The 23,121-nt window shown below is 70.8% G+C and carries 21 protein-coding genes, 1 tRNA gene and 1 pseudogene; 15 read left to right on the forward strand and 8 right to left on the reverse strand.

Annotated elements, in window-relative coordinates; all coding sequences use genetic code 11:
• Nucleotides 1–195: 195 nt before the first annotated feature.
• Nucleotides 196–2,928 (reverse strand): pyruvate dehydrogenase (acetyl-transferring), homodimeric type, encoded by a 2,733-nt coding sequence (gene aceE, locus ACH4S9_RS04535; protein ID WP_311722763.1) that lies wholly within the window; start codon nt 2,926–2,928, stop codon nt 196–198.
• 515 nt (nt 2,929–3,443) lie between these two features.
• On the opposite strand from aceE, the gene ACH4S9_RS04540 reads away from it, so the two are divergent.
• From ACH4S9_RS04540 to ACH4S9_RS04565, 6 genes are all read left to right on the forward strand, one after another.
• The gene (locus ACH4S9_RS04540) at nt 3,444–3,884 is read left to right on the forward strand and encodes a DUF3052 domain-containing protein (RefSeq protein WP_311722764.1); all 441 of its coding nucleotides are present in this window, start codon (nt 3,444–3,446) and stop codon (nt 3,882–3,884) included.
• A 171-nt stretch (nt 3,885–4,055) separates the two neighbouring features.
• A complete protein-coding gene (locus ACH4S9_RS04545) occupies nt 4,056–4,514 on the forward strand; it encodes a peroxiredoxin (protein WP_311722765.1) in 459 nt (152 codons plus the stop codon).
• A 162-nt stretch (nt 4,515–4,676) separates the two neighbouring features.
• Nucleotides 4,677–5,252, forward strand: coding sequence for a TerD family protein (locus ACH4S9_RS04550; RefSeq protein ID WP_311722766.1), 576 nt, complete (start codon nt 4,677–4,679; stop codon nt 5,250–5,252).
• Nucleotides 5,253–5,487: 235 nt separating this feature from the next.
• The gene (locus tag ACH4S9_RS04555) at nt 5,488–6,063 is read left to right on the forward strand and encodes a TerD family protein (protein WP_311722767.1); all 576 of its coding nucleotides are present in this window, start codon (nt 5,488–5,490) and stop codon (nt 6,061–6,063) included.
• A 51-nt stretch (nt 6,064–6,114) separates the two neighbouring features.
• The gene (locus ACH4S9_RS04560) at nt 6,115–7,263 is read left to right on the forward strand and encodes a DUF475 domain-containing protein (protein WP_311722768.1); all 1,149 of its coding nucleotides are present in this window, start codon (nt 6,115–6,117) and stop codon (nt 7,261–7,263) included.
• 111 nt (nt 7,264–7,374) lie between these two features.
• The gene (locus ACH4S9_RS04565; RefSeq protein WP_311722938.1) at nt 7,375–8,103 is read left to right on the forward strand and encodes a Tellurium resistance; all 729 of its coding nucleotides are present in this window, start codon (nt 7,375–7,377) and stop codon (nt 8,101–8,103) included.
• 72 nt (nt 8,104–8,175) lie between these two features.
• On the opposite strand, the gene ACH4S9_RS04570 is transcribed toward ACH4S9_RS04565, so the two are convergent.
• Entirely contained in the window at nt 8,176–9,225 is a 1,050-nt protein-coding gene (locus ACH4S9_RS04570) for a TerD family protein (RefSeq protein ID WP_398369770.1), read from the reverse strand.
• A gap of 253 nt (nt 9,226–9,478) precedes the next feature.
• On the opposite strand from ACH4S9_RS04570, the gene ACH4S9_RS04575 reads away from it, so the two are divergent.
• The 3 genes from ACH4S9_RS04575 (at nt 9,479) to ACH4S9_RS04585 (ending at nt 14,230) form a co-directional block, all read left to right on the forward strand.
• Nucleotides 9,479–10,678 (forward strand): HpcH/HpaI aldolase/citrate lyase family protein, encoded by a 1,200-nt coding sequence (locus ACH4S9_RS04575; protein ID WP_385341833.1) that lies wholly within the window; start codon nt 9,479–9,481, stop codon nt 10,676–10,678.
• A 79-nt stretch (nt 10,679–10,757) separates the two neighbouring features.
• Nucleotides 10,758–13,367, forward strand: coding sequence for a phosphoribosyltransferase (locus tag ACH4S9_RS04580; protein ID WP_398370510.1), 2,610 nt, complete (start codon nt 10,758–10,760; stop codon nt 13,365–13,367).
• Nucleotides 13,367–14,230, forward strand: coding sequence for an HAD family hydrolase (locus tag ACH4S9_RS04585; RefSeq protein WP_398369773.1), 864 nt, complete (start codon nt 13,367–13,369; stop codon nt 14,228–14,230). Before ACH4S9_RS04580 ends, ACH4S9_RS04585 begins: the two co-directional genes overlap by 1 nt.
• Nucleotides 14,231–14,239: 9 nt before the next feature.
• On the opposite strand, the gene ACH4S9_RS04590 is transcribed toward ACH4S9_RS04585, so the two are convergent.
• On the reverse strand, nt 14,240–14,863 hold the full coding sequence (locus ACH4S9_RS04590) for a DedA family protein (protein ID WP_311722772.1): 624 nt from the start codon (nt 14,861–14,863) through the stop codon (nt 14,240–14,242).
• 134 nt (nt 14,864–14,997) lie between these two features.
• Between ACH4S9_RS04590 and ACH4S9_RS04595 the strand changes: the two genes are divergently transcribed.
• Genes ACH4S9_RS04595 through ACH4S9_RS04605 form a run of 3 tightly spaced genes read left to right on the forward strand, consistent with a single transcriptional unit; the run spans nt 14,998 to nt 17,485 of the window.
• On the forward strand, nt 14,998–16,170 hold the full coding sequence (locus ACH4S9_RS04595) for a sensor histidine kinase (RefSeq protein ID WP_398369775.1): 1,173 nt from the start codon (nt 14,998–15,000) through the stop codon (nt 16,168–16,170).
• A complete protein-coding gene (locus tag ACH4S9_RS04600) occupies nt 16,161–16,814 on the forward strand; it encodes a response regulator transcription factor (RefSeq protein ID WP_311722774.1) in 654 nt (217 codons plus the stop codon). Before ACH4S9_RS04595 ends, ACH4S9_RS04600 begins: the two co-directional genes overlap by 10 nt.
• A gap of 59 nt (nt 16,815–16,873) precedes the next feature.
• Nucleotides 16,874–17,485, forward strand: coding sequence for a class I SAM-dependent methyltransferase (locus tag ACH4S9_RS04605; protein ID WP_358844056.1), 612 nt, complete (start codon nt 16,874–16,876; stop codon nt 17,483–17,485).
• A 250-nt stretch (nt 17,486–17,735) separates the two neighbouring features.
• On the opposite strand, the pseudogene ACH4S9_RS04610 reads toward ACH4S9_RS04605, so the two are convergent.
• The 3 genes and pseudogenes from ACH4S9_RS04610 to ACH4S9_RS04620 form a co-directional block, all read right to left on the reverse strand.
• Nucleotides 17,736–18,293 (reverse strand): annotated as a pseudogene (locus ACH4S9_RS04610) (DUF4383 domain-containing protein); the annotation flags it as partial.
• A 132-nt stretch (nt 18,294–18,425) separates the two neighbouring features.
• Nucleotides 18,426–18,650 (reverse strand): zinc ribbon domain-containing protein, encoded by a 225-nt coding sequence (locus tag ACH4S9_RS04615; RefSeq protein ID WP_311722776.1) that lies wholly within the window; start codon nt 18,648–18,650, stop codon nt 18,426–18,428.
• Nucleotides 18,651–18,752: 102 nt separating this feature from the next.
• Complete coding sequence (locus tag ACH4S9_RS04620; RefSeq protein WP_398369778.1) at nt 18,753–20,057, reverse strand: hypothetical protein; 1,305 nt, start codon at nt 20,055–20,057, stop codon at nt 18,753–18,755.
• Nucleotides 20,058–20,357: 300 nt separating this feature from the next.
• On the opposite strand from ACH4S9_RS04620, the gene ACH4S9_RS04625 reads away from it, so the two are divergent.
• Nucleotides 20,358–20,429 (forward strand) — tRNA-Val (locus ACH4S9_RS04625).
• 80 nt (nt 20,430–20,509) lie between these two features.
• Here the strand turns inward: ACH4S9_RS04625 and ACH4S9_RS04630 are convergent.
• Entirely contained in the window at nt 20,510–21,202 is a 693-nt protein-coding gene (locus ACH4S9_RS04630; protein WP_398369780.1) for a restriction endonuclease, read from the reverse strand.
• Nucleotides 21,203–21,360: 158 nt separating this feature from the next.
• Between ACH4S9_RS04630 and ACH4S9_RS04635 the strand changes: the two genes are divergently transcribed.
• The gene (locus ACH4S9_RS04635) at nt 21,361–22,134 is read left to right on the forward strand and encodes a VWA domain-containing protein (protein ID WP_311722779.1); all 774 of its coding nucleotides are present in this window, start codon (nt 21,361–21,363) and stop codon (nt 22,132–22,134) included.
• A gap of 64 nt (nt 22,135–22,198) precedes the next feature.
• Here the strand turns inward: ACH4S9_RS04635 and ACH4S9_RS04640 are convergent, their stop codons facing one another.
• Nucleotides 22,199–22,603, reverse strand: coding sequence for a hypothetical protein (locus tag ACH4S9_RS04640; RefSeq protein WP_398369783.1), 405 nt, complete (start codon nt 22,601–22,603; stop codon nt 22,199–22,201).
• Between the two features lie 195 nt (nt 22,604–22,798).
• Here ACH4S9_RS04640 and ACH4S9_RS04645 point away from each other — a divergent pair, with 195 nt between their 5' ends.
• The gene (locus tag ACH4S9_RS04645; RefSeq protein WP_385341818.1) at nt 22,799–23,023 is read left to right on the forward strand and encodes a RidA family protein; all 225 of its coding nucleotides are present in this window, start codon (nt 22,799–22,801) and stop codon (nt 23,021–23,023) included.
• The last annotated feature ends 98 nt before the right edge of the window (nt 23,024–23,121 follow it).

The following is a 23,121-nucleotide window of genomic DNA, read 5'->3' on the forward strand; positions in this document are numbered from 1 at the left end:
TACAGCCTCCCCCAGCCTTCGGCCGGGGGTGCCCCCTGTCGACGGTCGACCGTGCTCGGCCCTCCACGCGGCGGTAGCCGCATAGTGACGGCAGCCTCAGGGCCTCCGCGCGCTCTCCACTTTCACAGTGACATCAGCGCCTCCGGCGCGGGCGGCCGCGCCCCTTCGGTTCACTCGCCGGTCACCGCGGTCCCGTTACGCGTCGCCCCCGGCCGCGCCCGGGTCGGCGGCGGCCACGTCGAGCAGCTGATAGCGGTCGATCGCCTGCTTCAGCACCGAGCGGTCGATCTTGCCGTCCTTCGCGAGCTCGGTGAGCACCGCGAGGACGATCGACTGCGCGTCGATGTGGAAGAACCGGCGCGCCGCCCCGCGGGTGTCCGCGAAGCCGAAGCCGTCGGCGCCCAGCGACTGGTACGTGCCGGGCACCCAGCGCGCGATCTGGTCCGGAACGGCCCGCATCCAGTCGGACACGGCCACCTTCGGGCCCTCCGCGTCGGCCAGCTTCCGCGTCACATACGGGACGCGCTGCTCCTCCTCGGGGTGGAGCAGGTTGTGCTCCTCCGCCTCGACCGCGTCGCGCCGCAGCTCGTTCCAGGAGGTCGCCGACCACACATCGGCCTTCACATCCCACTCGTCGGCCAGGACGCGCTGCGCCTCCAGCGCCCACGGCACGGCGACGCCCGAGGCGAGGATCTGCGCCGGGATGGCGCCCTTCTCGCCCCGCTGGTAGCGGTAGAGGCCCTTGAGGATGCCCTCGCCGTCCACGTCGGCGGGCTCGGCCGGGTGCCGGATCGGCTCGTTGTAGACGGTGAGGTAGTAGAAGACGTCCTCACTGTCCTCGCCGTACATCCGGCGCAGACCGTCCTGCACGATGTGGGCGATCTCGAAGCCGAACGCCGGGTCGTACGCGACGACGGCCGGGTTGGTCGAGGCCAGCAGCTGCGAGTGGCCGTCCGCGTGCTGGAGGCCCTCACCGGTCAGGGTCGTACGGCCGGCGGTCGCGCCCAGCACAAAGCCGCGCGAGAGCTGGTCGGCCATCTGCCAGAACTGGTCGCCGGTGCGCTGGAAGCCGAACATCGAGTAGAAGACGTACACCGGGATCAGCGGCTCGCCGTGGGTGGCGTACGCCGAGCCCGCGGCGATCAGCGAGGCCGTACAGCCCGCCTCGGAGATGCCGTCGTGCAGCATCTGCCCGGTCGGCGTCTCCTTGTAGGCCAGCAGCAGCTCGCGGTCGACGGACTCGTAGGTCTGGCCCAGCGGGGAGTAGATCTTCGCCGACGGGAACAGCGAGTCCATGCCGAAGGTGCGGTACTCGTCGGGCGCGATCGGCACGAACCGCTTGCCGATCTCCTTGTCCCGCATCAGGTCCTTCAGCAGCCGCACGAACGCCATGGTGGTGGCGATCTGCTGCTGACCGCTGCCCTTCTTGGTCGAGGCGTACGTCTTGTCGCCCGGCAGCTGAAGCGGCTTGGCCCGCACCACGCGGGTCGGCACATACCCGCCCAGCGACTTGCGCCGGTCGTGCATGTACTGGATCTCCTCCGAGTCCCGGCCCGGGTGGTAGTACGGCGGCAGGCCGGACTCCAGCTCCTTGTCGGGGATCGGCAGGTGCAGCCGGTCGCGGAAGCGCTTGAGGTCGTCGACCGTCAGCTTCTTCATCTGGTGGGTCGCGTTGCGGCCCTCGAAGTTCGGGCCGAGCGTCCAGCCCTTGACCGTCTGGGCCAGGATCACCGTCGGCTGGCCCTTGTGGGCCTTGGCCGCCGCGTACGCCGCGTAGATCTTGCGGTGGTCGTGGCCGCCGCGGCCCAGGTGCAGAATCTGGTCGTCGGTCATGTGCTCGACCATGCTGCGCAGCCGCTGGTCGTCGCCGAAGAAGTGGTCGCGGATGTACGAGCCGGTCTCGGTGGCGTACGTCTGGAACTGGCCGTCGGGCGTGGTGTTCAGCTTGTTGACCAGGATGCCGTCGCGGTCCTGCGCGAGCAGCGGGTCCCAGGTGCGGTCCCACACCAGCTTGATCACATTCCAGCCGGCGCCGCGGAACTGCGACTCCAGCTCCTGGATGATCTTGCCGTTGCCGCGCACCGGGCCGTCGAGGCGCTGGAGGTTGCAGTTGACGACGAAGGTCAGGTTGTCCAGGCCCTCTCGGGCGGCCAGGGAGAGCTGGCCGAGCGACTCCGGCTCGTCCATCTCGCCGTCGCCCAGGAACGCCCACACATGCGAGGCCGAGGTGTCGGCGATGCCGCGCGCCTCCATGTAGCGGTTCATCCGCGCCTGGTAGATCGCCCCGAGCGGGCCGAGGCCCATGGAGACCGTCGGGAACTCCCAGAAGTCCGGCATCGACCGCGGGTGCGGGTAGCTGGACAGGCCGTGGCCGGCCTTCGACTTCTCCTGGCGGAAGGCGTCCAGGTGCTGCTCGTTCAGCCGGTCCAGGAGGAAGGCGCGGGCATAGATGCCGGGCGAGGCATGACCCTGGAAGAAGATCTGGTCGCCGCCGTCGCCGCCGTCCTTGCCGCGGAAGAAGTGGTTGAAGCCCACGTCGTACAGCGAGGCCGAGGAGGCGAAGGTGGCGATATGGCCGCCGACGCCGATGCCCGGACGCTGGGCCCGGGAGACCATCACCGCCGCGTTCCAACGGGTCGCGTTCAGGACCTTCCGCTCGATCTCCTCGTTGCCGGGGAAGAACGGCTCGTCCTTGGTCGCGATGGTGTTGACGTAGTCCGTGCTGCGCATCTCGGGCACCGCGACGCGCTTCTCGCGGGCGCGCTCGATCAGGCGGAGCATGAGGTAGCGGGCACGTTCCCGGCCTCGCTCATCGACAGCTGCGTCGAGCGAGTCGAGCCACTCCTGGGTCTCTTCAGGATCGAAGTCCGGGACCTGGCTGGGAAGGCCGCCAATGATGATCGGGTTGCGATCGGATCCGGAAGCCACGCTATTCCTTCGCTTTTCGGTCGTGCTGTGCACGCAATGGATTCGTGCTCTGCTGGTGTCGCGCCGATCTCCATCGTGTACCTCGGGTAGGGGATACGTCACCTCTACCGAGTGGTAACCATCACGTGGTGAGACGTACGCTGCGCGGGCGTCGGGGTGCGACGGCCAAATCGCAACCATACGCTCACCCCGGACGGCGTTCGCGTACGCCCGTTCGGCCCTGGGGCGCGTACTCGGCGTATCGTGACGATACGCTCGGGTAATCCGGGCGTATTGGAGTGATGTGACTCACTCGCGGCTGTTCGTCCATGATGGGAGTTGCGGCGCTCCGTGCTCCGCGGCATCCCCCATACTCCGTTGAACGCCGTATGGGGTGACCCCCCACGTTTGGGCGGGATCGCTGGCCAGGTACTTGCGCGATCCGCCCGGCCCGTGTGGACTACGCCCCAAGCCCCGCGTACGCGCGTGGCGTACAGCGACTCGAGGAATGAACGCAAGATGACAGGAGGCAATCCGTGAGCGCGACCGCGGACCACGCGGAGGAGCGGACCAACCTTGCCGTGAGGCTGGGTTTCCAGCCCGATCAGGTGGTCCAGGAGATCGGCTACGACGACGATGTCGACCAGGAGCTCCGCGAGGCCATCGAGGAGATCACCGGCCAGGAGCTCGTCGACGAGGACTACGACGATGTGGCCGACGCCGTTGTGCTGTGGTTCCGAGAGGACGACGGCGACCTGACGGACGCGCTGGTGGACGCCATCGGGATGATCGACGACGGCGCACCGGTCTTGCTGCTGACCCCCAAGACCGGCCGTGACGGCTATGTCGAGCCGAGCGACATCAACGAGGCCGCGACCACCGCCGGCCTGTCCACGACCAAGAGCATCAATGCGGGCAAGGACTGGACGGGCAGCCGTCTGGTCACCCCGAAGGCCGCCAAGTCCGGCAAGCGCTGAAGCGGCCCCGCGGGGCCGTCGGCGCACGGCCCCGCGACACCCTGCCGAGAGCCCCCCTCCGCACCGTTCGGAGGGGGGCTCTGCGCGTAGGGTGTACCCCGGTCAACCAGCCAATCCAGCCAGTCAGGCTGTCAATCCAGCTGCCAATGATCCAGGGAAGGGATGCCACCCATGGCGATAGAGGTCGGTGCGAAGGCCCCCGATTTTGAGCTGAGGAACCAGCACGGGGAGTCGGTCCGGCTCTCCGACTTCCGGGGTGAGAAGAACGTCGTCCTCCTCTTCTACCCCTTCGCCTTCACCGGCGTGTGCACCGGTGAGCTGTGCGCCCTCCGCGACGAGCTGCCGAAGTTCGTCAACGACGAGGTGCAGCTGCTCGCCGTCTCCAACGACTCGCCCTTCTCGCTGCGGGTCTTCGCCGAGCAGGAGGGTCTTGAGTACCCGCTGCTGTCGGACTTCTGGCCGCATGGCGAGGCCAGCCGGGCCTACGGCGTCTTCGACGAGGAGAAGGGCTGCGCGGTGCGCGGCACCTTCGTGATCGACAAGGAGGGCGTGGTCCGCTGGACCGTCGTCAACGGCCTCCCCGACGCCCGGGACCTCGACGACTACGTGAAGGCTCTGGAAAGCCTGTAGGCCCCGAAACCCTGTACCGAGGGGAACCGCTCACTAGGATCGACGCGTTGATCCTGGTGGGATCCCCGGGCATCCCCGGCCGCGTCCGGGTGGTGCCCCTGGCACCCGGCATAGCAATGAAGGGGCACGCAGTGCTCCTGACGAATCTTTTTGGGAGGACTCGTGGGAGTCAGCCTCAGCAAGGGCGGCAACGTCTCGCTGACCAAGGAAGCCCCTAACCTGACCGCCGTCTCCGTCGGCCTGGGCTGGGACATCCGCACCACCACCGGCACCGACTTCGACCTCGACGCCAGCGCCCTGCTGACCAACGCCGAGGGCAAGGTCGCCAGTGATCAGAACTTTGTCTTCTTCAACAACCTGAAGAGCCCCGACGGCTCGGTCGAGCACACCGGTGACAACCTCACCGGTGAGGGCGAGGGCGACGACGAAGTCATCAAGATCAACCTGGTCGGCGTGCCGGCCGATGTCGCCAAGATCGTGTTCCCGGTGTCGATCTACGACGCCGAGAACCGCCAGCAGAGCTTCGGCCAGGTCCGTAACGCGTTCATCCGCGTGGTCAACCAGGCCGATGGCAATGAGCTGGCGCGCTACGACCTGACCGAGGACGCCTCGACCGAGACCGCCATGGTCTTCGGCGAGCTGTACCGGCACGGGGCGGAGTGGAAGTTCCGGGCGATCGGCCAGGGGTACGCCTCGGGGCTGCGCGGCATCGCGCAGGACTTCGGCGTCAACGTCTGACAGGCCCGTAGCACCACCCGCGTATGTACGTCCTGCGTACGCACCGCACCGCCAGCGCGTCCGGCGCCGTGTCCCTGCATCTCGGCAGGAGCGCGGCGCCGGGCGTGCTGCTTCGTATGCGCACGGTGTGCCCCGCTCGCTGCCCGCGCTCCTCGCGCGGTCCGCGAGCCGGGCGCCTCGCGCGCTCCATACGCTTCACGCGCTCTTTGCGACACTACGGGGAGGAATCAGGAACATGGGCGTAACCCTCGCCAAGGGGGGCAATGTCTCCCTCACCAAGGCCGCGCCGAATCTCACCCAGGTCATGGTCGGCCTGGGCTGGGACGCGCGCTCGACCACCGGAGCGCCGTTCGACCTCGACGCCAGCGCGCTGCTGTGCCAGTCGGGGCGGGTGCTCGGCGACGAGTACTTCGTCTTCTACAACAATCTGAAGAGCCCCGAGGGCTCGGTCGAGCACACCGGCGACAACCTCACCGGTGAGGGCGAGGGCGACGACGAGTCGATCCTGATCGACCTCGCCAAGGTACCAGCACAGGTCGACAAGATCGTCTTCCCGGTGTCGATCTATGACGCGGACACCAGGCGCCAGACGTTTGGGCAGGTCAGCAATGCGTTCATCCGCGTGGTGAACCAGGCCGACGGCGCCGAGCTCGCTCGCTACGACCTCTCGGAGGACGCGTCGAGCGAGACGGCGATGATCTTCGGGGAGGTTTACCGCTATGGCGGTGAGTGGAAGTTCCGGGCCGTGGGGCAGGGGTACGCGTCCGGCCTCCGCGGGATCGCTCTAGACTTCGGGGTCAACGTTTCGTAAAACCGCGTAACATGCGCGGGGGAGACCTTACGAAGAGGGATTGGACAGGAAGTGCTCCTCAAAACCTTTGGTTGGTCGTTCGCCGTGACGGCGGCCGGCCTGGCCCTGGCCGGCGTCCTCTGGGGGTGGAAGGGGCTCGCGATTGTCGGGATCCTCTCGATCCTGGAGATTTCGCTCTCTTTCGACAACGCGGTCATCAACGCGGGCATCCTCCGCAAGATGAACGCCTTCTGGCAGAAGATCTTCCTGACCGTCGGCATCCTGATCGCCGTCTTCGGCATGCGCCTCGTCTTCCCCGTGATCATCGTGGCGATCACGGCGAAGATGGGGCCGCTGGAGGCCGTCGACCTGGCGATCAACAACAAGGACAAGTACGAACACCTGGTCACCGCCGCGCACCCGGCGATCGCCGCCTTCGGCGGGATGTTCCTGCTGATGATCTTCCTCGACTTCGTCTTCGAGGAGCGCGACATCAAGTGGCTGGGCTGGCTGGAGCGGCCGCTGGCCAAGCTCGGCAAGCTGGACACCTTCTCGATCGTCATCGCCCTGCTGGCGCTGCTCGTGACCGCCATGACGTTTGCCACCGACGTGGCCCACGGCGGCGGTGACAAGAGCGCGACGGTGCTGCTGGCCGGCGTCGCCGGTCTGCTCACGTACCTGATCGTCGGCGGCATCTCCGGCTACTTCGAGGACAAGCTCGAGGAAGACGAAGATGACGACGAGGACGGCGACGAGTCCGAGAAGGCCGCCGCCGGAGCCCAGAAGGGCCAGGGCGCCACGGTGGTCGGCATGGCCGGCAAGGCCGCGTTCTTCCTCTTCCTCTACCTGGAGGTCATCGACGCGTCGTTCTCCTTCGACGGCGTCATCGGCGCCTTCGCGATCACCAACGACATCTTCGAGATGGCGCTGGGTCTGGGCATCGGCGCCATGTACATCCGGTCGCTGACCGTCTACCTCGTCCGTCGGGGCACCCTGGACGACTACGTCTACCTGGAGCACGGCGCGCACTACGCCATCGGTGCGCTGGCCGCCATCCTGCTCGTCACGATCAAGTACGAGATCAACGAGGTGATCACCGGCCTGATCGGTGTGGTCCTGATCGGCGCCTCGTACTGGTCCTCGGTGGTGCGCAACCGCCGGGAGGCGGAGGCGGAGGGAGCGGACGCCGAGAGCAAGCCGGAAGTCACTTCCGGAGTGTGACGCGGGTCCGTTTGAGGAACGCTCTGAGCGGGGCGGTCCGGGAGTTCTGTCTCCCGGCCCGCCCCGCGGGCAGTCCGGCGATCGAGAAGTTGACTGGTGGGGGTGCACAGGATGGCGTTCTGGGACAACTGGGGACGGGGCGCGTGGCGCGAGTTCGAGAGCGGGGCCGCCTCGGGGGTGGTCGCACTGACCAAGCGGCACCAGACCATCTCGCTGACCAAGCAGGGCGCGGCCAGCGGCAACCTGCGGATCAACCTGTCCTGGCGGATGCGCACGTCGGACTTCAACGACCGGGCGGGGCGGGGCTCGCTGCGCCATCCGCTGCGGATGTTCAAGCCGGATATGGTGCAGGCCCAGGGGTCCGCGATGGTCAATGTCGACCTGGACCTGGCCTGCCTGTACGAGCTGCAGAGCGGCGCCAAGGGCGTGGTCCAGCCGCTCGGCAACTTCCTGGGCAACCTCAACGAGGCGCCCTACATCAAGCTCAGCGGCGACGACCGGTTCGGGTCCGGGTCCGGCGAGACGATCTACATCAACATGGACCACAAGGACGACATCAAGCGGCTGCTCGTCTTCGTCTACATCTACGACGGCACCCCGGCCTTCGACCGCACCCACGGCATGGTGACGCTCTACCCGAGCAACGGGCCGCGGGTGGAGATCGAGCTCCATGAGCGCGCCCCGCAGGCCCGCTCCTGCGCCGTGGTGATGATCGAGAACGTGAAGGGCGAGATGGTGGTCCGCCGCGAGGTGAAGTACGTGTACGGCTTCCAGGCGGAGCTGGACCGGCTCTACGGGTGGGGGCTCCAGTGGGGCCGCGGCTACAAGGAGAAGGTCTGACCGCCCGCTGAGAGCGGGAGCGGCGCGGCCGGGCGCCTGGGGTGTGCCCCGGGCGCCCGGCCCGCCGGCCGCTCAGCGGTGCTGGAACTGCGGCCCCTGCGGCGGCAGCGTGAAGTTGGGGTCGGGCAGCGGGGGCGGTGGTATGGGCTCGGTGCGCTGCACCTGCTGCGGGTAGCCGTACGCGGGCTGCTGCGGATACCCGTACGCCGGCTGTTGCGGGTAGCCGTACGCCGCCGCCGGCTGCGGGTAGCCGTAGCCGGTGCCGGGCTGTGCCGGGGGCTGCGGCGGAGCGGTCGGCGGGGCGCTCGGCGGGGGTGGCATGGGGCCGTAGCCGGTCGGCAGCGGAGTGGGCGTCGCCATTGGCTGGGTCAGCAGTGAGTCGTCCCAGGAGTCCTGCCCGAAGGTGGGGCCGGGGGGCGCCGCGTGAGCGATCCCGTCCCTGGCGGCCACGGTGGGCGGTGGCGCGGGGGCGGGCGTGGACTCCGGCCGGCCCTCGTTTCCGTTCGTGGGGGCGTCTGCGCCCATGCCCGGGTCGAGTGCGGCGCCGGCTTCGCCGCTGTCCTCGCCGCCGCCCTCGCCCTCGTCCACCGAGATGCCGTACTCCGTGGCCAGCCCGACCAGCCCCGACTCATAGCCCTGCCCGAGCGCGCGGAACTTCCAGGAGTCCCCGCGCCGGTAGAGCTCGCCGCAGAGCAGCGCGGTCTCCTGGCCGGTCTCCGCCCCGACCTCGAACCTGGCGATCGGCTCCGCGTCCGCCGCGCCCGCGGCGTCGTACAGCAGCAGGCTCAGATCCGATACCTGGCCGAAGGTGCCGCCGTCCGCGGACGCGGCCAGCACCACCCGGTGGACGGCCGGCTCCAGGGCCGCCAGATCGGCCTCCACGGTGTCCGTCAGCCCCTCCGCCGCCCGCTTCTTGGGCAGATGCCGGACCAGGCCGGACGGGTGCCGTGGCTGGTTGTAGAAGACGAAGTCCTCGTCCGAGCGCACGCGGTCGTCCGCGCCCAGCAGCAGCGCCGAGGCATCCACGTCGGGTACGTCCGCGCCGGGAGTCCAGCGGAGCACGGCCCGTACGGCGGTGGCGTCCAGCGGGATGTTCGATCCCTTCAGCATCGCGTGCGTCATGGCCGCAATCCTGCCCTCCCGGGCCTCGCCGGGACAACGCAGGGGTGGGTGCGAAGTCGGGAAAACCAAGAAGAGGGGGCAGAGGAGGGGCAGAGGGGAGGGACGGGGCGGTCTCCCGGACACGGGCTGGACGCATATGAGTTACGTGATTTTCACGCTCTTGGGGAACTTTTGACCCATCCCCGCACGTACGATTATCGGCCACTACCTGGGTCGGAACGGCCAGCACGGGCATCGGCATGCGGGGAGAGCTATGCGGCATTTTGGACACCTGTCGGCCGAGGCACGGAAAGATCTGTTCCATCGGGAGCCCGGCGAGTTCACCCTGGACTCCCCGGCGCACACGCTCGCCGTCGCCCTCGGCGCCACCCTCTACTGCCCGGCAACCCGCCCCCGCCTCGCCGACGACGTCGCCAAACAGGCAGGTCAGGGCGTGACCTCCATGGTGCTCTGCCTGGAGGACTCCATCGATGACAACGAGGTGCCCGAGGCCGAGGAGAACCTCATACGGCAGCTGGGCGAACTCTCGGCGCGCGGCCCGCGCCTCTCCCTGCCGCTGCTGTTCATCCGGGTCCGGACCCCCGAGCAGATCGTCGATCTCGTCCACCGGCTCGGCCCCGCCGTCCGGCTGCTGTCCGGATTCGTACTGCCGAAGTTCACCGAGGAGCGCGGCGTCCCCTTCCTCGAGGCGCTGATTTCGGCCGAATCCGATGAGGCGGCGGAGGCGGCCGAGGCGCTGGGCGGCCGGCGGCTGTATGCGATGCCGGTCCTCGAATCGCCGGAGCTGATGCACCGGGAAACCCGCACCGAGACCCTGGCCGGCATCGGCCGCACCATCGACAAGCACCGCGAGCGGGTTCTGGCGCTCCGCCTCGGCGTCACCGACCTGTGCTCGGCCTACGGGCTGCGCCGGGCGCCCGACATGACGGCGTACGACGTACAGCTGGTCGCCTCCGTCATCGCCGACGTGGTCAACATGCTGGGCCGCGCGGACGGCACCGGCTTCACGGTCACCGGGCCGGTGTGGGAGTACTTCAAGCCCCACGAGCGGATGTTCAAGCCGCAGCTGCGGATCAGCCCCTTCACCGGCCGCGCCGCGTCGTCGCTGCGCAACGCCCTCATCGAGCACGACATGGACGGGCTGCTGCGCGAGATCGAACTCGACCGCGCCAACGGCCTTCAGGGCAAGACCTGCATCCACCCGACGCATGTCGCCCCCGTGCACGCGCTGTCGGTGGTCAGCCACGAGGAATACAGCGACGCCGTGGACATACTCGAACCGGAGCGCGGCGGGGGCGGTGTGCTGCGCTCGGCGTACACCAACAAGATGAACGAGGTGAAGCCGCACCGCGCCTGGGCCGAGCGGACGCTGCGGCGCGCCGAGGTGTTCGGCGTGGCCCGGGAGGACATCAGCTTTGTGGAACTGCTGGCGGCGGGGTTGCGCACGGGATGACGGGACGACGGGGTGACGGGTAAGTGATCGGGCTGACGGGGTTGATGGAGCGGATGGGGCGGATGGGGCGTACGGCGTGATGTGGTCGGGGCAGTGGGTCGCGGACCGGCTGGGAGTCGGGCTCGAAGGCGGCGACGAACTGCGCGAGTTGCTGGGGCTCGCGCTGCGCCGCAACCCCAAGCGCGCGCATCTGCTGGTGTCCAACGTGCTCGGCAAACACGTGCCGCAGCGGCCGCGGGCCGTCCACGGCGCGGGCGTACGGCTCGGGCGCCGGGTGCGCGAGCTGTTGGGCGACGAGGCCGCGGCGCGCGCGGTCGTGCTCGGCTACGCGGAGACCGCGACGGGCCTGGGCCACAGCGTCGCCGACGGCCTGGCCCTCGCCCCCTACCTCCACTCCACCCGCCGCCCGGTCGCGGGGGTCGCCCCGGTCGGCGGCTTCGAGGAGGAGCACAGCCACGCCACGTCCCACCTCCTCCTCCCCGAGAACCCGGACCTGCTGGCCACGGACGGCCCGCTCGTCCTCGTCGACGACGAGTTCTCGACCGGCCGGACGGTGCTCAACACCATCGCCGCGCTCCACCGGCGCTTCCCGCGCGAGCGGTACGTGGTGGTGGCCCTGGTCGACATGCGCTCGCCCGAGGACCGCGCCCGCCTGGACGCGTTCGCGGCCGACCTCGGCGCGCGCGTGGACCTGATCGCGGCGGCGACGGGCACGGTCAGGCTCCCGGCGGAGGTCCTGGAGCGCGGCCGGCGGCTGGTCGCGGAGCACGAGGCGGCTGCCGCCGGGGTTGGGGCCGCGGATCCCGCGCCCGCGGCTGCGCCCGGCCCAGCGCGCGCGCCTGCGGCCGCGCCTGGCCGGGGGCACGCGGCTGCGCCTCACCCGGCGCACGCGCCGAGGCATGACAAGGCGTCCGGGTCCGCGCCGGGGCCGGACGGCCACGCCGGGCATGCGGGGGCGGTCCGCGTCGAGCTCGGCTGGCCGCGGGGGGTGCCCGACGGCGGGCGGCACGGCTTCACCCCCGCCCACCGGGAGCGGCTGGAGGCCGCGCTTCCGGGCATGGCGGCCCGTATCGCGGCAGCGCTGGGCAGCGGGCCGCGGCGCGTGCTCGTCCTCGGCTTCGAGGAGCTGATGTACGCGCCGCTGCGGATCGCCGAGGCGCTGGACACTCCGCAGGCCACCGGAGCGACCACCGGCCCGGCCGGGGCCGAGGTGCGGTACTCGACCACCACGCGCTCACCCGTGCTCGCCGTGGACGACCCCGGCTACGCGATCCGGACCCGCCTCGCCTTCCCCGCGCACGACGCCCCCGCCGACGGGCCGGGGGAGCGCTACGCGTACAACGTCGCCCCCGGCGGCGACCCGGAGCGCCGGTTCGACGCGATCGTCGCCGTCGTCGACTCGGTCGCCGACACCCCCGAACTGCACGCCCCGGACGGGCTGCTGGCCCGCCTCGCCACGCACACCGACCGCCTCCTGCTGGCCGTCGTACCGTCCTACACGCCCAAGACCCACACTCCCGAGCGACAGGCACCCCCCATGGCACAACCGCCGCTGCCGGAGCCGCTGCGCGGCCCCGCGTTCTCCTCGTACGCCCCCGACGAGGTCGGCTGGCTGCTCCAGGACTTCTCCGACGTCACGCTCGAGGCGCCCACCGAGGAGCGCGAGGAGGCGATCCAGAGCGGCGGCGCGCACTACGCCGAGTCGCTGCCCGTCGAGTACCAGCCCACCGAGGAGTACCAGGCGCTGTTCCGGGCCGCGCTCACCGCCTCGGCGGCGCGCATCGCGCGGGCCGTCGGCGCGGTCACCGAGACCGTGCTGGCCGAGCGGTCGCCGCGCCCCGTCCTGGTCTCGCTGGCCCGGGCCGGCACCCCCGTCGGCGTGCTGATGCGCCGCTGGGCGCGCCACGCACACGGGCTCGACCTGCCGCACTACGCCATCTCCATCGTGCGCGGCCGCGGCATCGACACCACCGCGCTGCGCTGGCTGGCGGACCGTCACGACCCGGCCGACGTGGTGTTCGTCGACGGCTGGACGGGCAAGGGCGCGATCACCCGCGAGCTGGCGGAGGCCGTGCGGCCGTACCCCGGCTTCGACCCGCGGATCGCCGTGCTCGCCGACCCCGGCCGCTGCGTCGATACGTACGGCACGCGCGACGACTTCCTCATCCCCTCCGCCTGCCTCAACTCGACCGTCTCCGGGCTGATATCGCGCACCGTGCTCCGCGCCGACCTGGTCGGGCCCGATGACTTCCACGGCGGCAAGTTCTACCGGGAGCTGGCCGGCGCCGATGTCTCCGGGCTCTTCCTCGACACCGTCGCGGCCCGCTTCGACGAGGTCGCCGACCAGGTCGCCGCCGACGCGAAGGAGCTCGCGGCCGCCGACCGCACCCCGACCTGGGAGGGGTGGGCGGCCGTCGAGCGGATCAGCGAGGAGTACGGCATCCATGACGTGAACCTCGTCAAACCGGGCGTGGGCGAGACGACGCGCGTGCTGCTGCGCCGCGTCCCGTGGAAGATCCTCGCGGCGCGTGGCGCCGGCGCGGACCTGGCCCATGTGCGGCTGCTCGCCGAGCAGCGCGGGGTGCCGGTGGAGGAGGTGGACGGCCTGCCGTACTCGTGCGTCGGGCTGATCCACCCCCGCTACACGCGCGGCGCGACGGGCGCGGACGGCAAGGCGGTGACCGCCTGATGACGAGCCACGAGCAGCCGTCCGTGCTGATCGCGAGCGACCTCGACCGCACGCTGATCTACTCCGCGGCCGCACTCGGCCTCCGCATGCCGGACGCGGAGGCGCCGCGCCTGCTGTGCGTCGAGGTGTACGGCCACCAGCCGCTGTCGTACATGACGGAGACGGCGGCCGGGCTGCTGGCCGAGCTGGCCCGTGGCGCCGTCTTCGTACCGACCACGACACGCACCCGCGAGCAGTACGGCCGTATCCGCCTCCCCGGCCCCGCCCCCCGCTTCGCGATCTGCGCCAACGGCGGGCATCTGCTGGTCGACGGCGAGTCCGACCCGGACTGGCAGGTGTCCGTGCGCGCCCGCCTCGCCGCCGCGTCCGCGCCCCTGGAGGAGGTCCGCGCCCATCTCGTCCGCACCGCGGATCCGGCCTGGCTGCTCAAGGATCGGGTGGCCGAGGACCTGTTCGCCTATCTCGTCGTGGAGCGGGCCCTGCTGCCCGAGGGCTACGTGAAGGAGCTGGCCGCCTGGGCCGAGGAGCGCGGCTGGACGGTCTCGCTCCAGGGCCGCAAGATCTACGCCGTGCCGAAGCCGCTCACCAAGAGCGCGGCGGTGGCGGAGGTGGCGCGCCGTACGGGCGCGCGTGAGGTGCTCGGCGCCGGGGACTCCCTCCTGGACGCCGACCTCCTCCTGGCCGCCGACCTGGCCTGGCGCCCGGGCCACGGCGAGCTCGCCGACGAGGGCTGGACGGCGCCGCATGTGACCGCGCTGGAGGCGAGGGGCGTGGCGGCGGGGGAGGAGATCCTGCGAGCCTTCGCGGCGCGGGCCGGAGTGGCGGGCGCGGCGGGCGCGGGGACGGCGGGCGCGGGCGCGTGAAGCCGCCTGTCAGCCCCGCCGCCTCCCCCGCCCCGGGCGGAGGACCCTGACCCCCACGAACGCCACCACCCCCAGCACCACCACAGCCACCACCACCTTGGAGTACACCGACACGTACTCCGTCACCTCCTGCCAGCTGTCCCCCAGCGCGTACCCGGCCAGCACGAACACCGTGTTCCAGAGCAGGCTCCCGAGCGTGGTCAGGGCGAGGAAGGCGGGCACCGGCATCCGCTCGATCCCGGCGGGTACGGAGATCAGGCTGCGGAAGATCGGCACCATGCGCCCGAAGAAGACGGCCTTCGTGCCGTGCCGGGCGAACCACCGCTCCGTCCGCTCGATATCTGCCACCTTCACCAGCGGCAGCCGCGCGGCGATCGCGACCGTACGGTCGCGGCCGAGCAGCCCGCCCACCCAGTACAGGGCGAGCGCCCCGAACACCGAGCCCGCGGTGGTCCACAGCAGCGCGGCGTACAGGTTCATGTCGCCCTGCGCGGCGGCGAATCCCGCCAGCGGCAGGATCACCTCGCTGGGCAGGGGCGGGAAGAGGTTCTCCAGGGCGATGGCGGCGCCCGCGCCGGGCGCGCCCAGGGTGTCCATCAGGCCAGTGGCCCAGTCGGTGATCCGGTCGCTCATGTCCGACGACGCTAGAAAGCCGGCCGCCCCGCCACCATGAGGGCGCCCACCCGGCCCCGCGGCTGCGCACCACAGCCACAACCTGCGGAAATCCTCAGTGTGCGGGCCGACGCTCGCTACTAACGTGGCCGCTCATGGGGAGATGGCTACGGCGCGGGCTGCGCCTGGCGGGCGGGCTGCTGACCGGCGCGGGCACCGCCCTCGTGGAGCTGGTGTGCGTCGCCGTGGCGGGCCTGGCCCTGCTGTGCGTGCGGACCTGGCCGGGCGGGTGGCCGGCCGCCCGGCGGTGCGTGCTGCGCACGGTGACGGCCGGGGCGCGGCGGCTGACGGAGGCCGAGCGGCGTCGGCTGGCCCGCTTCATGGGCCATGACATCTCGGCCGACTACGACGACCGCGGCGCCCGCCAGTATGTGGCGGCGCGCTGGTCGCTGGGGCTGCTGGGCGGGCTGGTGCTGCTGGCTGTGGCGGTCGGCGCCGCGTACGGCAGCCTGCTGCTGTGGGGCTGGTTCATCATGCGCGACGGTGAGTGGATCACGATCACCACCTCCGCGATCGGCGGGCTCTTTCTGCTCTTCCTCGCCCTCCAGGGCATCGTCGGCGTCGCGATCCTGGAGGGGCAGCTGGCCCGCCACTTCCTCGGCCCCAGCCACCGGGACGCGCTGCGGCGCCGGATCGACGAGCTGTCCACCAGCCGCGCCGGGGTCGTGAACGCCGTGCACGACGAGCGCCGCCGTATCGAGCGCGATCTGCACGACGGGGTGCAGCAGCGGATCGTCGCCCTCGGCATGCTGCTCGGCCGGGCCCGCCGCAGCCAGGACCCCGACAAGGCGCGCGCCCTGCTCGTCCAGGCGCATGAGGAGAGCCGGGCGGCGCTGACCGATCTGCGCGAGGTGGCATGGCGGGTGTACCCGACGGCGCTGGACGAGGCCGGGCTGCGGGCGGCGCTGGAGGCGGTCGCCGAGCGGTCGGCCGTCCCGGTGCGGCTGGAGTACGGTCTGACGGCGGAGCCGGGGGAGGCGGTCCGTACGGTGGCGTACTTCGTGGTCGCCGAGGCGGTGACGAACGCGATCAAACACTCGGGCGCGGAGCGGGTCACGGTGGCGCTGACCTGGCGGGAGGCGGAGGTGGGGCACGTGGGCGGCGGGCTGCTGGTACGGGTCACGGACGACGGCGGGGGCGGCGCGGACCCGGCGGGCGGCGGGCTGCTGGGGCTGGCCCGGCGGGTGGCGGCGCTGGACGGCCGGCTGCGGGTGGTCAGCCCGCCCGGCGGACCCACGACGGTCAGCGCGGAGCTGCCATGCGCGTGATCCTGGCCGATGACTCGACCCTGCTGCGCGAGGGCCTGGTGCGGCTGCTCGCCGAGGAGGGCCACGAGGTGGTGGCGGCGGTGGGCGACGGCACGGCGCTGGTCGGGGCGGTCGCGCTGGAGCCGGACGTGGACGCGGTGGTGGTCGACGTACGGATGCCCCCGACGCACACCGACGAGGGGCTGCGGGCGGCGCTGGAGATCCGGCGGCTGCACCCCGGCATCGGCGTGCTGGTGCTGTCGCAGTACGTGGAGAAGCGGTACGCGACCGAGCTGCTCACCTCCGAGGACGGCGGCGCGGGGGTCGGATATCTGCTCAAGGACCGGGTGGTGGAGGTCGACGAGTTCCTGGACGCCCTGGAGCGGGTCGCGGCGGGCCGCGCCGCCTTCGACCCAGAGGTCGTCCGCAGACTGCTGGCCCGCAGCACCCACACCGACCCCCTCAGCCGGCTCACCCCGCGCGAGCGGGACGTGCTCGGCGCGATGGCGCAGGGCCACGCCAACACCGCCATCGCGGAGCGGCTGCACGTCTCGCGGAGCGCCGTCGAAAAGCACATCAACGCGATCTTCGACAAGCTCGAACTCCCTGCCAGTTCGGGTTACAGTCGCCGCGTGCTGGCTGTACTGCGTTACCTGGGAAGCTGAAGGGGGCCACGTTGGCCGAGAGCAAGAGCACGCCGATCACGGACGAGCTGTACGGCTACATGCTGAGGCACAATCCGCCGCTCGACTCGGTCCAGCGCGAGCTCGTCGAGGTCACACACGCCCGGCTGCCCGACTACGCGGGCATGCAGTCCGCCCAGGAGCAGGGCCCGCTGCTGGCGTTCCTGGTGCGGCTGACCGGCGCCCGGCACATCGTCGAGGTCGGCACCTTCACCGGCTTCTCCGCCCTGTCGATGGCGCAGGCGCTGCCCGCCGGCGGCAGGCTGATCGCCTGCGACGTCTCGGAGGAGTGGACGGCGTACGGGCGCGAGGCCTGGGCTAAGGCCGGGGTCGCGGACCGTATCGACCTGCGGATCGCGCCCGCGCTGGACACGCTGCGGGCGCTGCCGACCGAGCCGCACATCGACCTGGCCTATCTCGACGCGGACAAGGGCAACTACATCGCGTACTGGGAGGAGCTGGTGGTGCGGATGAGCCCGGGCGGGCTGATCGTCGCGGACAACACGTTCTTCCACGGGTCCGTCGTCGACCCGGAGGCGACGGGCTCGGGCGCGGCGATCAAGGCGTTCAACGAGCATGTGGCCGCCGACACCCGGGTGGAGGCGGTCATGCTGACGGTCGCGGATGGGCTGACCCTGGCGCGCCGCCGCTGAGCCTGCGGCGGCGGAGCAGCCGCCGGGCGTGCCGCCGCCCGCCTTCCTGCCGCGCGTCTTCTTGGCGCGCGTCCGCTTGGCGCCTGCCTTCCTGCGGCCCGCCTTCTTGCCGCCCGCGTTCCTGCGGCCCGCCTTCTTGCGGCTCGTCGGACCGACGCTCGGAGGAGGCACCGGGGCCCTGATCCAGCCGACCCCATTTCCCGGGCGGCTGACCGCCACCGCCGCGACCGGCCTGGACCTCCCGGACGTGCGCCTCGCGCTCGGCGAGGTCGGGGTGGCGGGCCTGCCAGTACGGATTGTCGTGCGGCAGCCCGCCGCTGACCCGCCCGTACATGCCGAACCACATCAGCATCAGGCCGACCACAAAGCTGAACAGCACGTTCTGGAGGCGGAAGGCCAGGAAGTCGAAGGAGGTCTCCAGGAGAGCGAGGTTGACGAAACCGCTCACCAGGAAGGCGACTCCGAGCACGATGTTGAGGGTCGAGGCGAAGTTGCCGCCGATGACCATGCCGACGAACAGCAGCACGCCGATGATGATGGACAGCACGCTCAGCGCGCCGTTGGTGTTCAGCCCGGCGACGGAGGCGCCGCCGGTGTCAAAGAAGCCGATCTTGTGGACCAGGCCCAGGATGCCGAAGGCGACCAGGATCAGCCCCACCAGGCCCGCACCGACGCGGTAGATCTGGCTGAGCCGGTGGTCGACCGGCAGATGCTCGTCGAGTTTGGTGCGGACGCCGATCCGCTCAGGGAAGTGGCGTCCGATCCCCGCCGGGTGGGGACCGATGGGGGAGGGGTGGCCCGTAGCCATGTCCGGCCTCCTTCGGGCTTACCGCTGCCGCTTGGGGAGGCCCCGGCCTCGCGGAGCTGTGCGCTGCGCGGTCGAGGCCGTACCTGCGTACGTACTCTCCCAGGATCCGCCCCCGCCGCGCCCCGCTCAACCTCAGCCGCAGCACCCCCCGCCACAGCACCCGCCGCCACCGCCGCCACCTGCGGCCGGGGTCCGTGCCGGGGCGGAGGAGGTGCCGGTCACGGCGACCGTCGAGAGCAGCTTCACCGTGTCGTCGTGCCCGTCCGGGCAGGACGCGGGCGCCGAGGACTCGGCCATGGGCCGGTTCAGCTCGAAGGTGGTCCCACAGGCGCGGCATCGGTATTCGTAGCGAGGCATAGGGGCAGCATAGCCAGGCACGGCGCGCCCCAACAGCGCACAAAAGGCAGGAAACAGCAGGTCGGCGCGGGCACGGCCGGAAACAAGCAGACGGCCGGGGGATCAGTGCTCGCCCGCGCGCTCCTCACGGATCTCCTGCACCACACGGCCGACGGTCTGCCGCACGGCCTCGGTCTCGGACAGGAAGTGCCACCAGTCCGGGTGCCGACCCTCCAGCCCGGCGATCGCCCGGTCGAGCCGCTCCACCGCGGCGTCCAGCGGCCGGGCGTGGCGCGGGTCGGGGGTGTCGCGCCCGGCCATCGCCAGCCGCTGCGCGTCCCGGATCGCGAAGCGCGTCCGCTCGACCTCCTTGCCCCGGTCGAACGACACCTCGTCGAGCCGCCGCAGCCGGTCCCCGGCCGCCGACACCGCCTCGTCCGTGGTGTTCAGCAGCGCCCGTACGGTGGAGAGCAGGGCGGTGGCATCCGCCCAGCGCTGCTCGCCCCGCGCCTCGCGCGCCTCCTTGAGCTTGGCCTCGGCCTGCGCGACATCCCGCGTGGCCTGCTCCGGGACGGTCTGGAGATCCTGCCAGCAGGCCGCGCTGTAGCGACGCCGCAACTCGCTCAGTACGGGCCCGACGCCCTCCGCCCGCGTGGTGATCGCCTGGGCCCGCGTACGCAGCGACACCAGCCGCCGGTCGATCTCCGCGGCCCGCTCCGGCAGCCGCTCCGCCTCGCCGCGCACCGCCTCCGCCCGGCGCAGCACATCGTCGGCGCGCCGGATGGTCTCCTGCACACCGTGGCGGCCCGCCCCCTCGTTGAGCTTGGTCAGCTCGGGCGCCAGCGCGGCCAGCCGCGCCGCCAGGTCGTCTGCCCGCAGCCCGGACCCCCGCACCGCGTCCAGCGCGTCACTCGCCGCGCGCAGCGCCTGCCGCGCCCGCTCCACGGCGGGCGCCAGCCGGGCCAGCTGCGTCTCGGCCTGCGCCAGCAGCGGGCCGAGCCCCTGCTCGAAGCGGTCGAGATCCGCCTTGGTGCGCCGCAGCTCGTCCTTCGCCCGGATCAGATCCGCGCGGGCCCGCGAGGCGGCCCCGGCGTCCAGGTCGTCGCGGTCCAGGTCATGGCTGTCCACGGCGGTGATGTAGTCCCGGCTGACCTGGTCGATCCGCTCCCCGAGCGACTCGAAGCCGGACTTCGCCCGCCGGGCGGCCGGTGAGTCGTCGACCGCCGTGATCGTCTCGATCGAGATCCGCAGGTCGCGCTGCGCGGTGTCCAGCTCATAGAACGCCGCCGCGGCCTCGTCCTTCGCCGCCTGCGCCTGCGCCCGCTGTCCTTCCCCCCGCCCCCCGAACCACCGCCGGGCCCCGCCCCCCGCGAAGGTGACCGGCACCACCGCGACCAGCAACGGCAGCGGCGCCAGCACCAGCGCCACACCCCCCACAACCCCCTCGACCACCCGCCGCCCCAGCCCCCGCGGCCGCCACCCCGCCCGCAGGCGACGCACTGGACCCCGACCATGCCCTGGACGCGGACGACGTACTGGACGTGCAGACTGCGCGGATGTCGCCGCCACTTCCCTCTCCCACATGGATCGCCCCAGGCCCGGCTGTCATTCTCCCACCCGTCACTGACGAACAGGCATGACGGATGGTTCGCGATCAGGCCCGTTCTTTCCCTCACCCACTGGATTGCGGCGGTGTGGCGCGGACAGGGTAGGCTGGCACCTCCTCCCGGGCGCATAGCTCAGCGGTAGAGCGCTGCCCTTACAAGGCAGATGTCGGCGGTTCGAACCCGTCTGCGCCCACAGTGATTGACCACAGGTGAGAGCCTGCTCCGGCCCTCCGATCCAAGCGGATCGGGGGGCCGCTTCACGAGGAGAGTCGGCTACCGGGCCGGGCGGCGGCCGCGCGGCGGTCCGCCTCCTGTCCCGTTGAGCGGGATCAGCGACTCCAGCGTGGAGCCTCGGACCCAGGCCCCGAGCAGGTCCCGGTGCATGGCGAAGATCCCGTGCTTCACGGCCAGCTTCCCCGCCGCCGCTGTGAAGTTGCAGGTGGCGACATACACGGCGATGTCCGCGCCGTGCTCGGCCTTCGCTGTGCCGAGGAACTTCTGCATCTCGCCGCTCCCTACGGTGCGGTGGCGTGCGTAGTGCTTGCACTGGATCACCAGCCGCCGCCCGTCCGGCATCAACCCGATGACATCGGCGCCCAGGTCGCCGGTCTTCCCGGACACCACGACCCGGGTGCAGCCGTCGCGGCGGCACAGCTCCGCGACGTACAGCTCGAACCGCTGCCAGGTCATCGCGTCGACATCGGACATGGCCAGTTCCCGCGCCTTGCGCTCCTCGCCGGCCTGCCAGGCGCGGTCACCGGACACGGCGTTTCGGTGGGCTCTCAGCAGCCACCAGCCGAGCCCGCCGAGCGATGCCGCGAGGACCGCCCCGACGGCGTAGGGCCACACCGTCTTCCACGCCAAGGCCAACACCAGCAGCATCACGGCGCCGATGCCCCACGCCCAGCGGCGTAACTGTGCCTTGAACCGCCGTGATGACCATGTGCGTCGTCGTCGTGCCGCCATCTCTCCCCCTCCCACGCGTACCCGGCAGTGTGGGGAGCGGTGGCTCAGCGCGGCAAGGGGGCCGGTGCGGGGCAGGGCTCAGTCGTGTGGCGTTGAAGGCGCGTGATTTTGTGGTGCGGTGCGGCTTTGGTCGGCCGGGTGGGGAACAATCACTCCGCATGGCCATCGACTATCGCAAGCGCCCCGCAATCGACTACCGCAAGCCGGCCGAGGCACCCTCCGCCGCGATCAGCCTGGAGAAGGTCGCGGCCCGGGCTCCGGGGCTGGTCAGCCTGTACAAGACGGCTGCGGTCTCCTTGGCCAAGCGCGGCGTCGCCGGGCGGCGTGCCGCGGTGTACCTGGTTCTGGACCGCTCCGGGAGCATGCGTCCGTACTACAGAGACGGCTCCGTACAGCACTTGGCCGAGCAGACTCTCGCTCTCGCGGCCAACCTCGATGACGACGGGGTCGTGCCGGTCGTCTTCTTCTCCACCGGCGTCGACGGGACCGCTGAGATCGGCCTCGATGACTATCGGGACCGGATCAACCCGTTGCACGACTCGATGGGCCACATGGGGCGCACCAACTACCACCTCGCCATGCGGGCCGTGATCGACCACTACCAGTCGTGCGGAGCCGGCGATCCGGCGTTCGTGGTGTTCCAGACCGACGGTTCTCCCACGTCGAAGGCGGCCGCCCAGAGCATGCTGTGTTCGGCCGCGAGGCTGCCGATCTTCTGGCAGTTCGTCGGGTTCGGCGACGACGAGTTCCGCTTCCTCCGCAAGCTCGACGACCTTCCTGTGCCGAGCCGACGCGTCGTCGACAACGCGGGGTTCTTCGCTGCCGGGCCGTCACCGAAGGCGCTCTCCGACGCGGATCTCTACGATCAGCTGCTTCACGAGTTCCCGTCGTGGCTGAGCGCCGCTCGCGACGCGGGCATCGTGAAGGACTGAGAACCGGCGGCCAGGAAGGGGCGCAAGAGGGCGAGGCCGCGGCCGCCCCCGACCTCACCCACGATCACATGGGGACGTGGCTCTTGCACTGGGCGACGAGGGTGGAGCCGGGCTTGTTCTTCTTCGTATCCTCGTCCACGAGCTTTCCGTTGACGAATATCTGGCAGCCGATTCCCGTCTTCGGATTCACTGAACCCGTTTGCAGCGACAGCGACCTTCCGGGCTTCACCTGAAACTTTTGGGACCACGGAGTCCTGACGGAATCGAGATCCACATCCCATTTGCTGCTGGGACCGCTGCTGTCCCCGCCGGTGTATTTGATGCCAGGGATGTATACGCTGGCCGGTGAATCCCCTGTCACCTTGAATTCGACAGTCGCCGTGCTGTCGCCCGCCTTGCTGTCGTCGGAGCAGCCTGTCAGCAGGGCTACCATGATGACCAGGCAGGACGCAGCCTTATGTGTACGCATTGTTTCCCAACTATATTTTCGAGCGGCCGGTTTCGGATTCCACGCAACCGGGCACGAGTAATCCTCACATGTGTTCCGCCGGGGAACCAGCGTTTCCTGCCACGTCTCTGGATCAGTTCTGCTGCACCGGAGATAAGTCCGCTGTCGCTCATCGTGTGCCTCCGCTGGGCCGGTCCTGCCCGGCCGGTCCGCGGGGTGCTGAGCAACCTCGTCGCCGTGTTCGAGGCGGCGGGCAGCAGTAAGGAGCGCATCGTCAAGTGCACGTGTTATCTGAGCGACAGGAAGAACTTTCCGGAGTTCAACCGCGTGTACCGGGAGTTCTTCGCGGACTGTTCGCCGCTGCCCGCCAGGACCACCGTGGTGGCGCAGCTCGTGCGTGAGGGTGTGCTCGTCGAGATCGACGCGGTGGCGGAAGTCTGAGCGGCGCGGGGGAGCGGGCTGTGGTGGATGGCGGATACGGGGTGGCCGCGCAGCCCTGACAGCCGGATACGGTCTGAGCCGCTGAACTCTTGGTGAAG

Source organism: Streptomyces sp. NPDC021225, from assembly GCF_044332865.1.
Taxonomy (GTDB): Bacteria; Actinomycetota; Actinomycetes; order Streptomycetales; family Streptomycetaceae; genus Streptomyces.

Coding starts and splice junctions, on each gene's coding strand:
- ACH4S9_RS04545 (WP_311722765.1), top strand. CDS start 4,056: ATGGCGATAGAGGTCGGTGCGAAGGCCCCCGATTTTGAGCTGAGGAAC.
- ACH4S9_RS04555 (WP_311722767.1), top strand. CDS start 5,488: ATGGGCGTAACCCTCGCCAAGGGGGGCAATGTCTCCCTCACCAAGGCC.
- ACH4S9_RS04635 (WP_311722779.1), top strand. CDS start 21,361: ATGGCCATCGACTATCGCAAGCGCCCCGCAATCGACTACCGCAAGCCG.
- ACH4S9_RS04595 (WP_398369775.1), top strand. CDS start 14,998: ATGGGGAGATGGCTACGGCGCGGGCTGCGCCTGGCGGGCGGGCTGCTG.
- ACH4S9_RS04615 (WP_311722776.1), bottom strand. CDS start 18,650: ATGCCTCGCTACGAATACCGATGCCGCGCCTGTGGGACCACCTTCGAG.
- ACH4S9_RS04600 (WP_311722774.1), top strand. CDS start 16,161: ATGCGCGTGATCCTGGCCGATGACTCGACCCTGCTGCGCGAGGGCCTG.
- ACH4S9_RS04590 (WP_311722772.1), bottom strand. CDS start 14,863: ATGAGCGACCGGATCACCGACTGGGCCACTGGCCTGATGGACACCCTG.
- ACH4S9_RS04580 (WP_398370510.1), top strand. CDS start 10,758: ATGTGGTCGGGGCAGTGGGTCGCGGACCGGCTGGGAGTCGGGCTCGAA.
- ACH4S9_RS04605 (WP_358844056.1), top strand. CDS start 16,874: ATGCTGAGGCACAATCCGCCGCTCGACTCGGTCCAGCGCGAGCTCGTC.
- ACH4S9_RS04570 (WP_398369770.1), bottom strand. CDS start 9,225: ATGACGCACGCGATGCTGAAGGGATCGAACATCCCGCTGGACGCCACC.
- ACH4S9_RS04630 (WP_398369780.1), bottom strand. CDS start 21,202: ATGGCGGCACGACGACGACGCACATGGTCATCACGGCGGTTCAAGGCA.
- ACH4S9_RS04640 (WP_398369783.1), bottom strand. CDS start 22,603: ATGCGTACACATAAGGCTGCGTCCTGCCTGGTCATCATGGTAGCCCTG.
- ACH4S9_RS04565 (WP_311722938.1), top strand. CDS start 7,375: ATGGCGTTCTGGGACAACTGGGGACGGGGCGCGTGGCGCGAGTTCGAG.
- ACH4S9_RS04585 (WP_398369773.1), top strand. CDS start 13,367: ATGACGAGCCACGAGCAGCCGTCCGTGCTGATCGCGAGCGACCTCGAC.
- ACH4S9_RS04575 (WP_385341833.1), top strand. CDS start 9,479: ATGCGGCATTTTGGACACCTGTCGGCCGAGGCACGGAAAGATCTGTTC.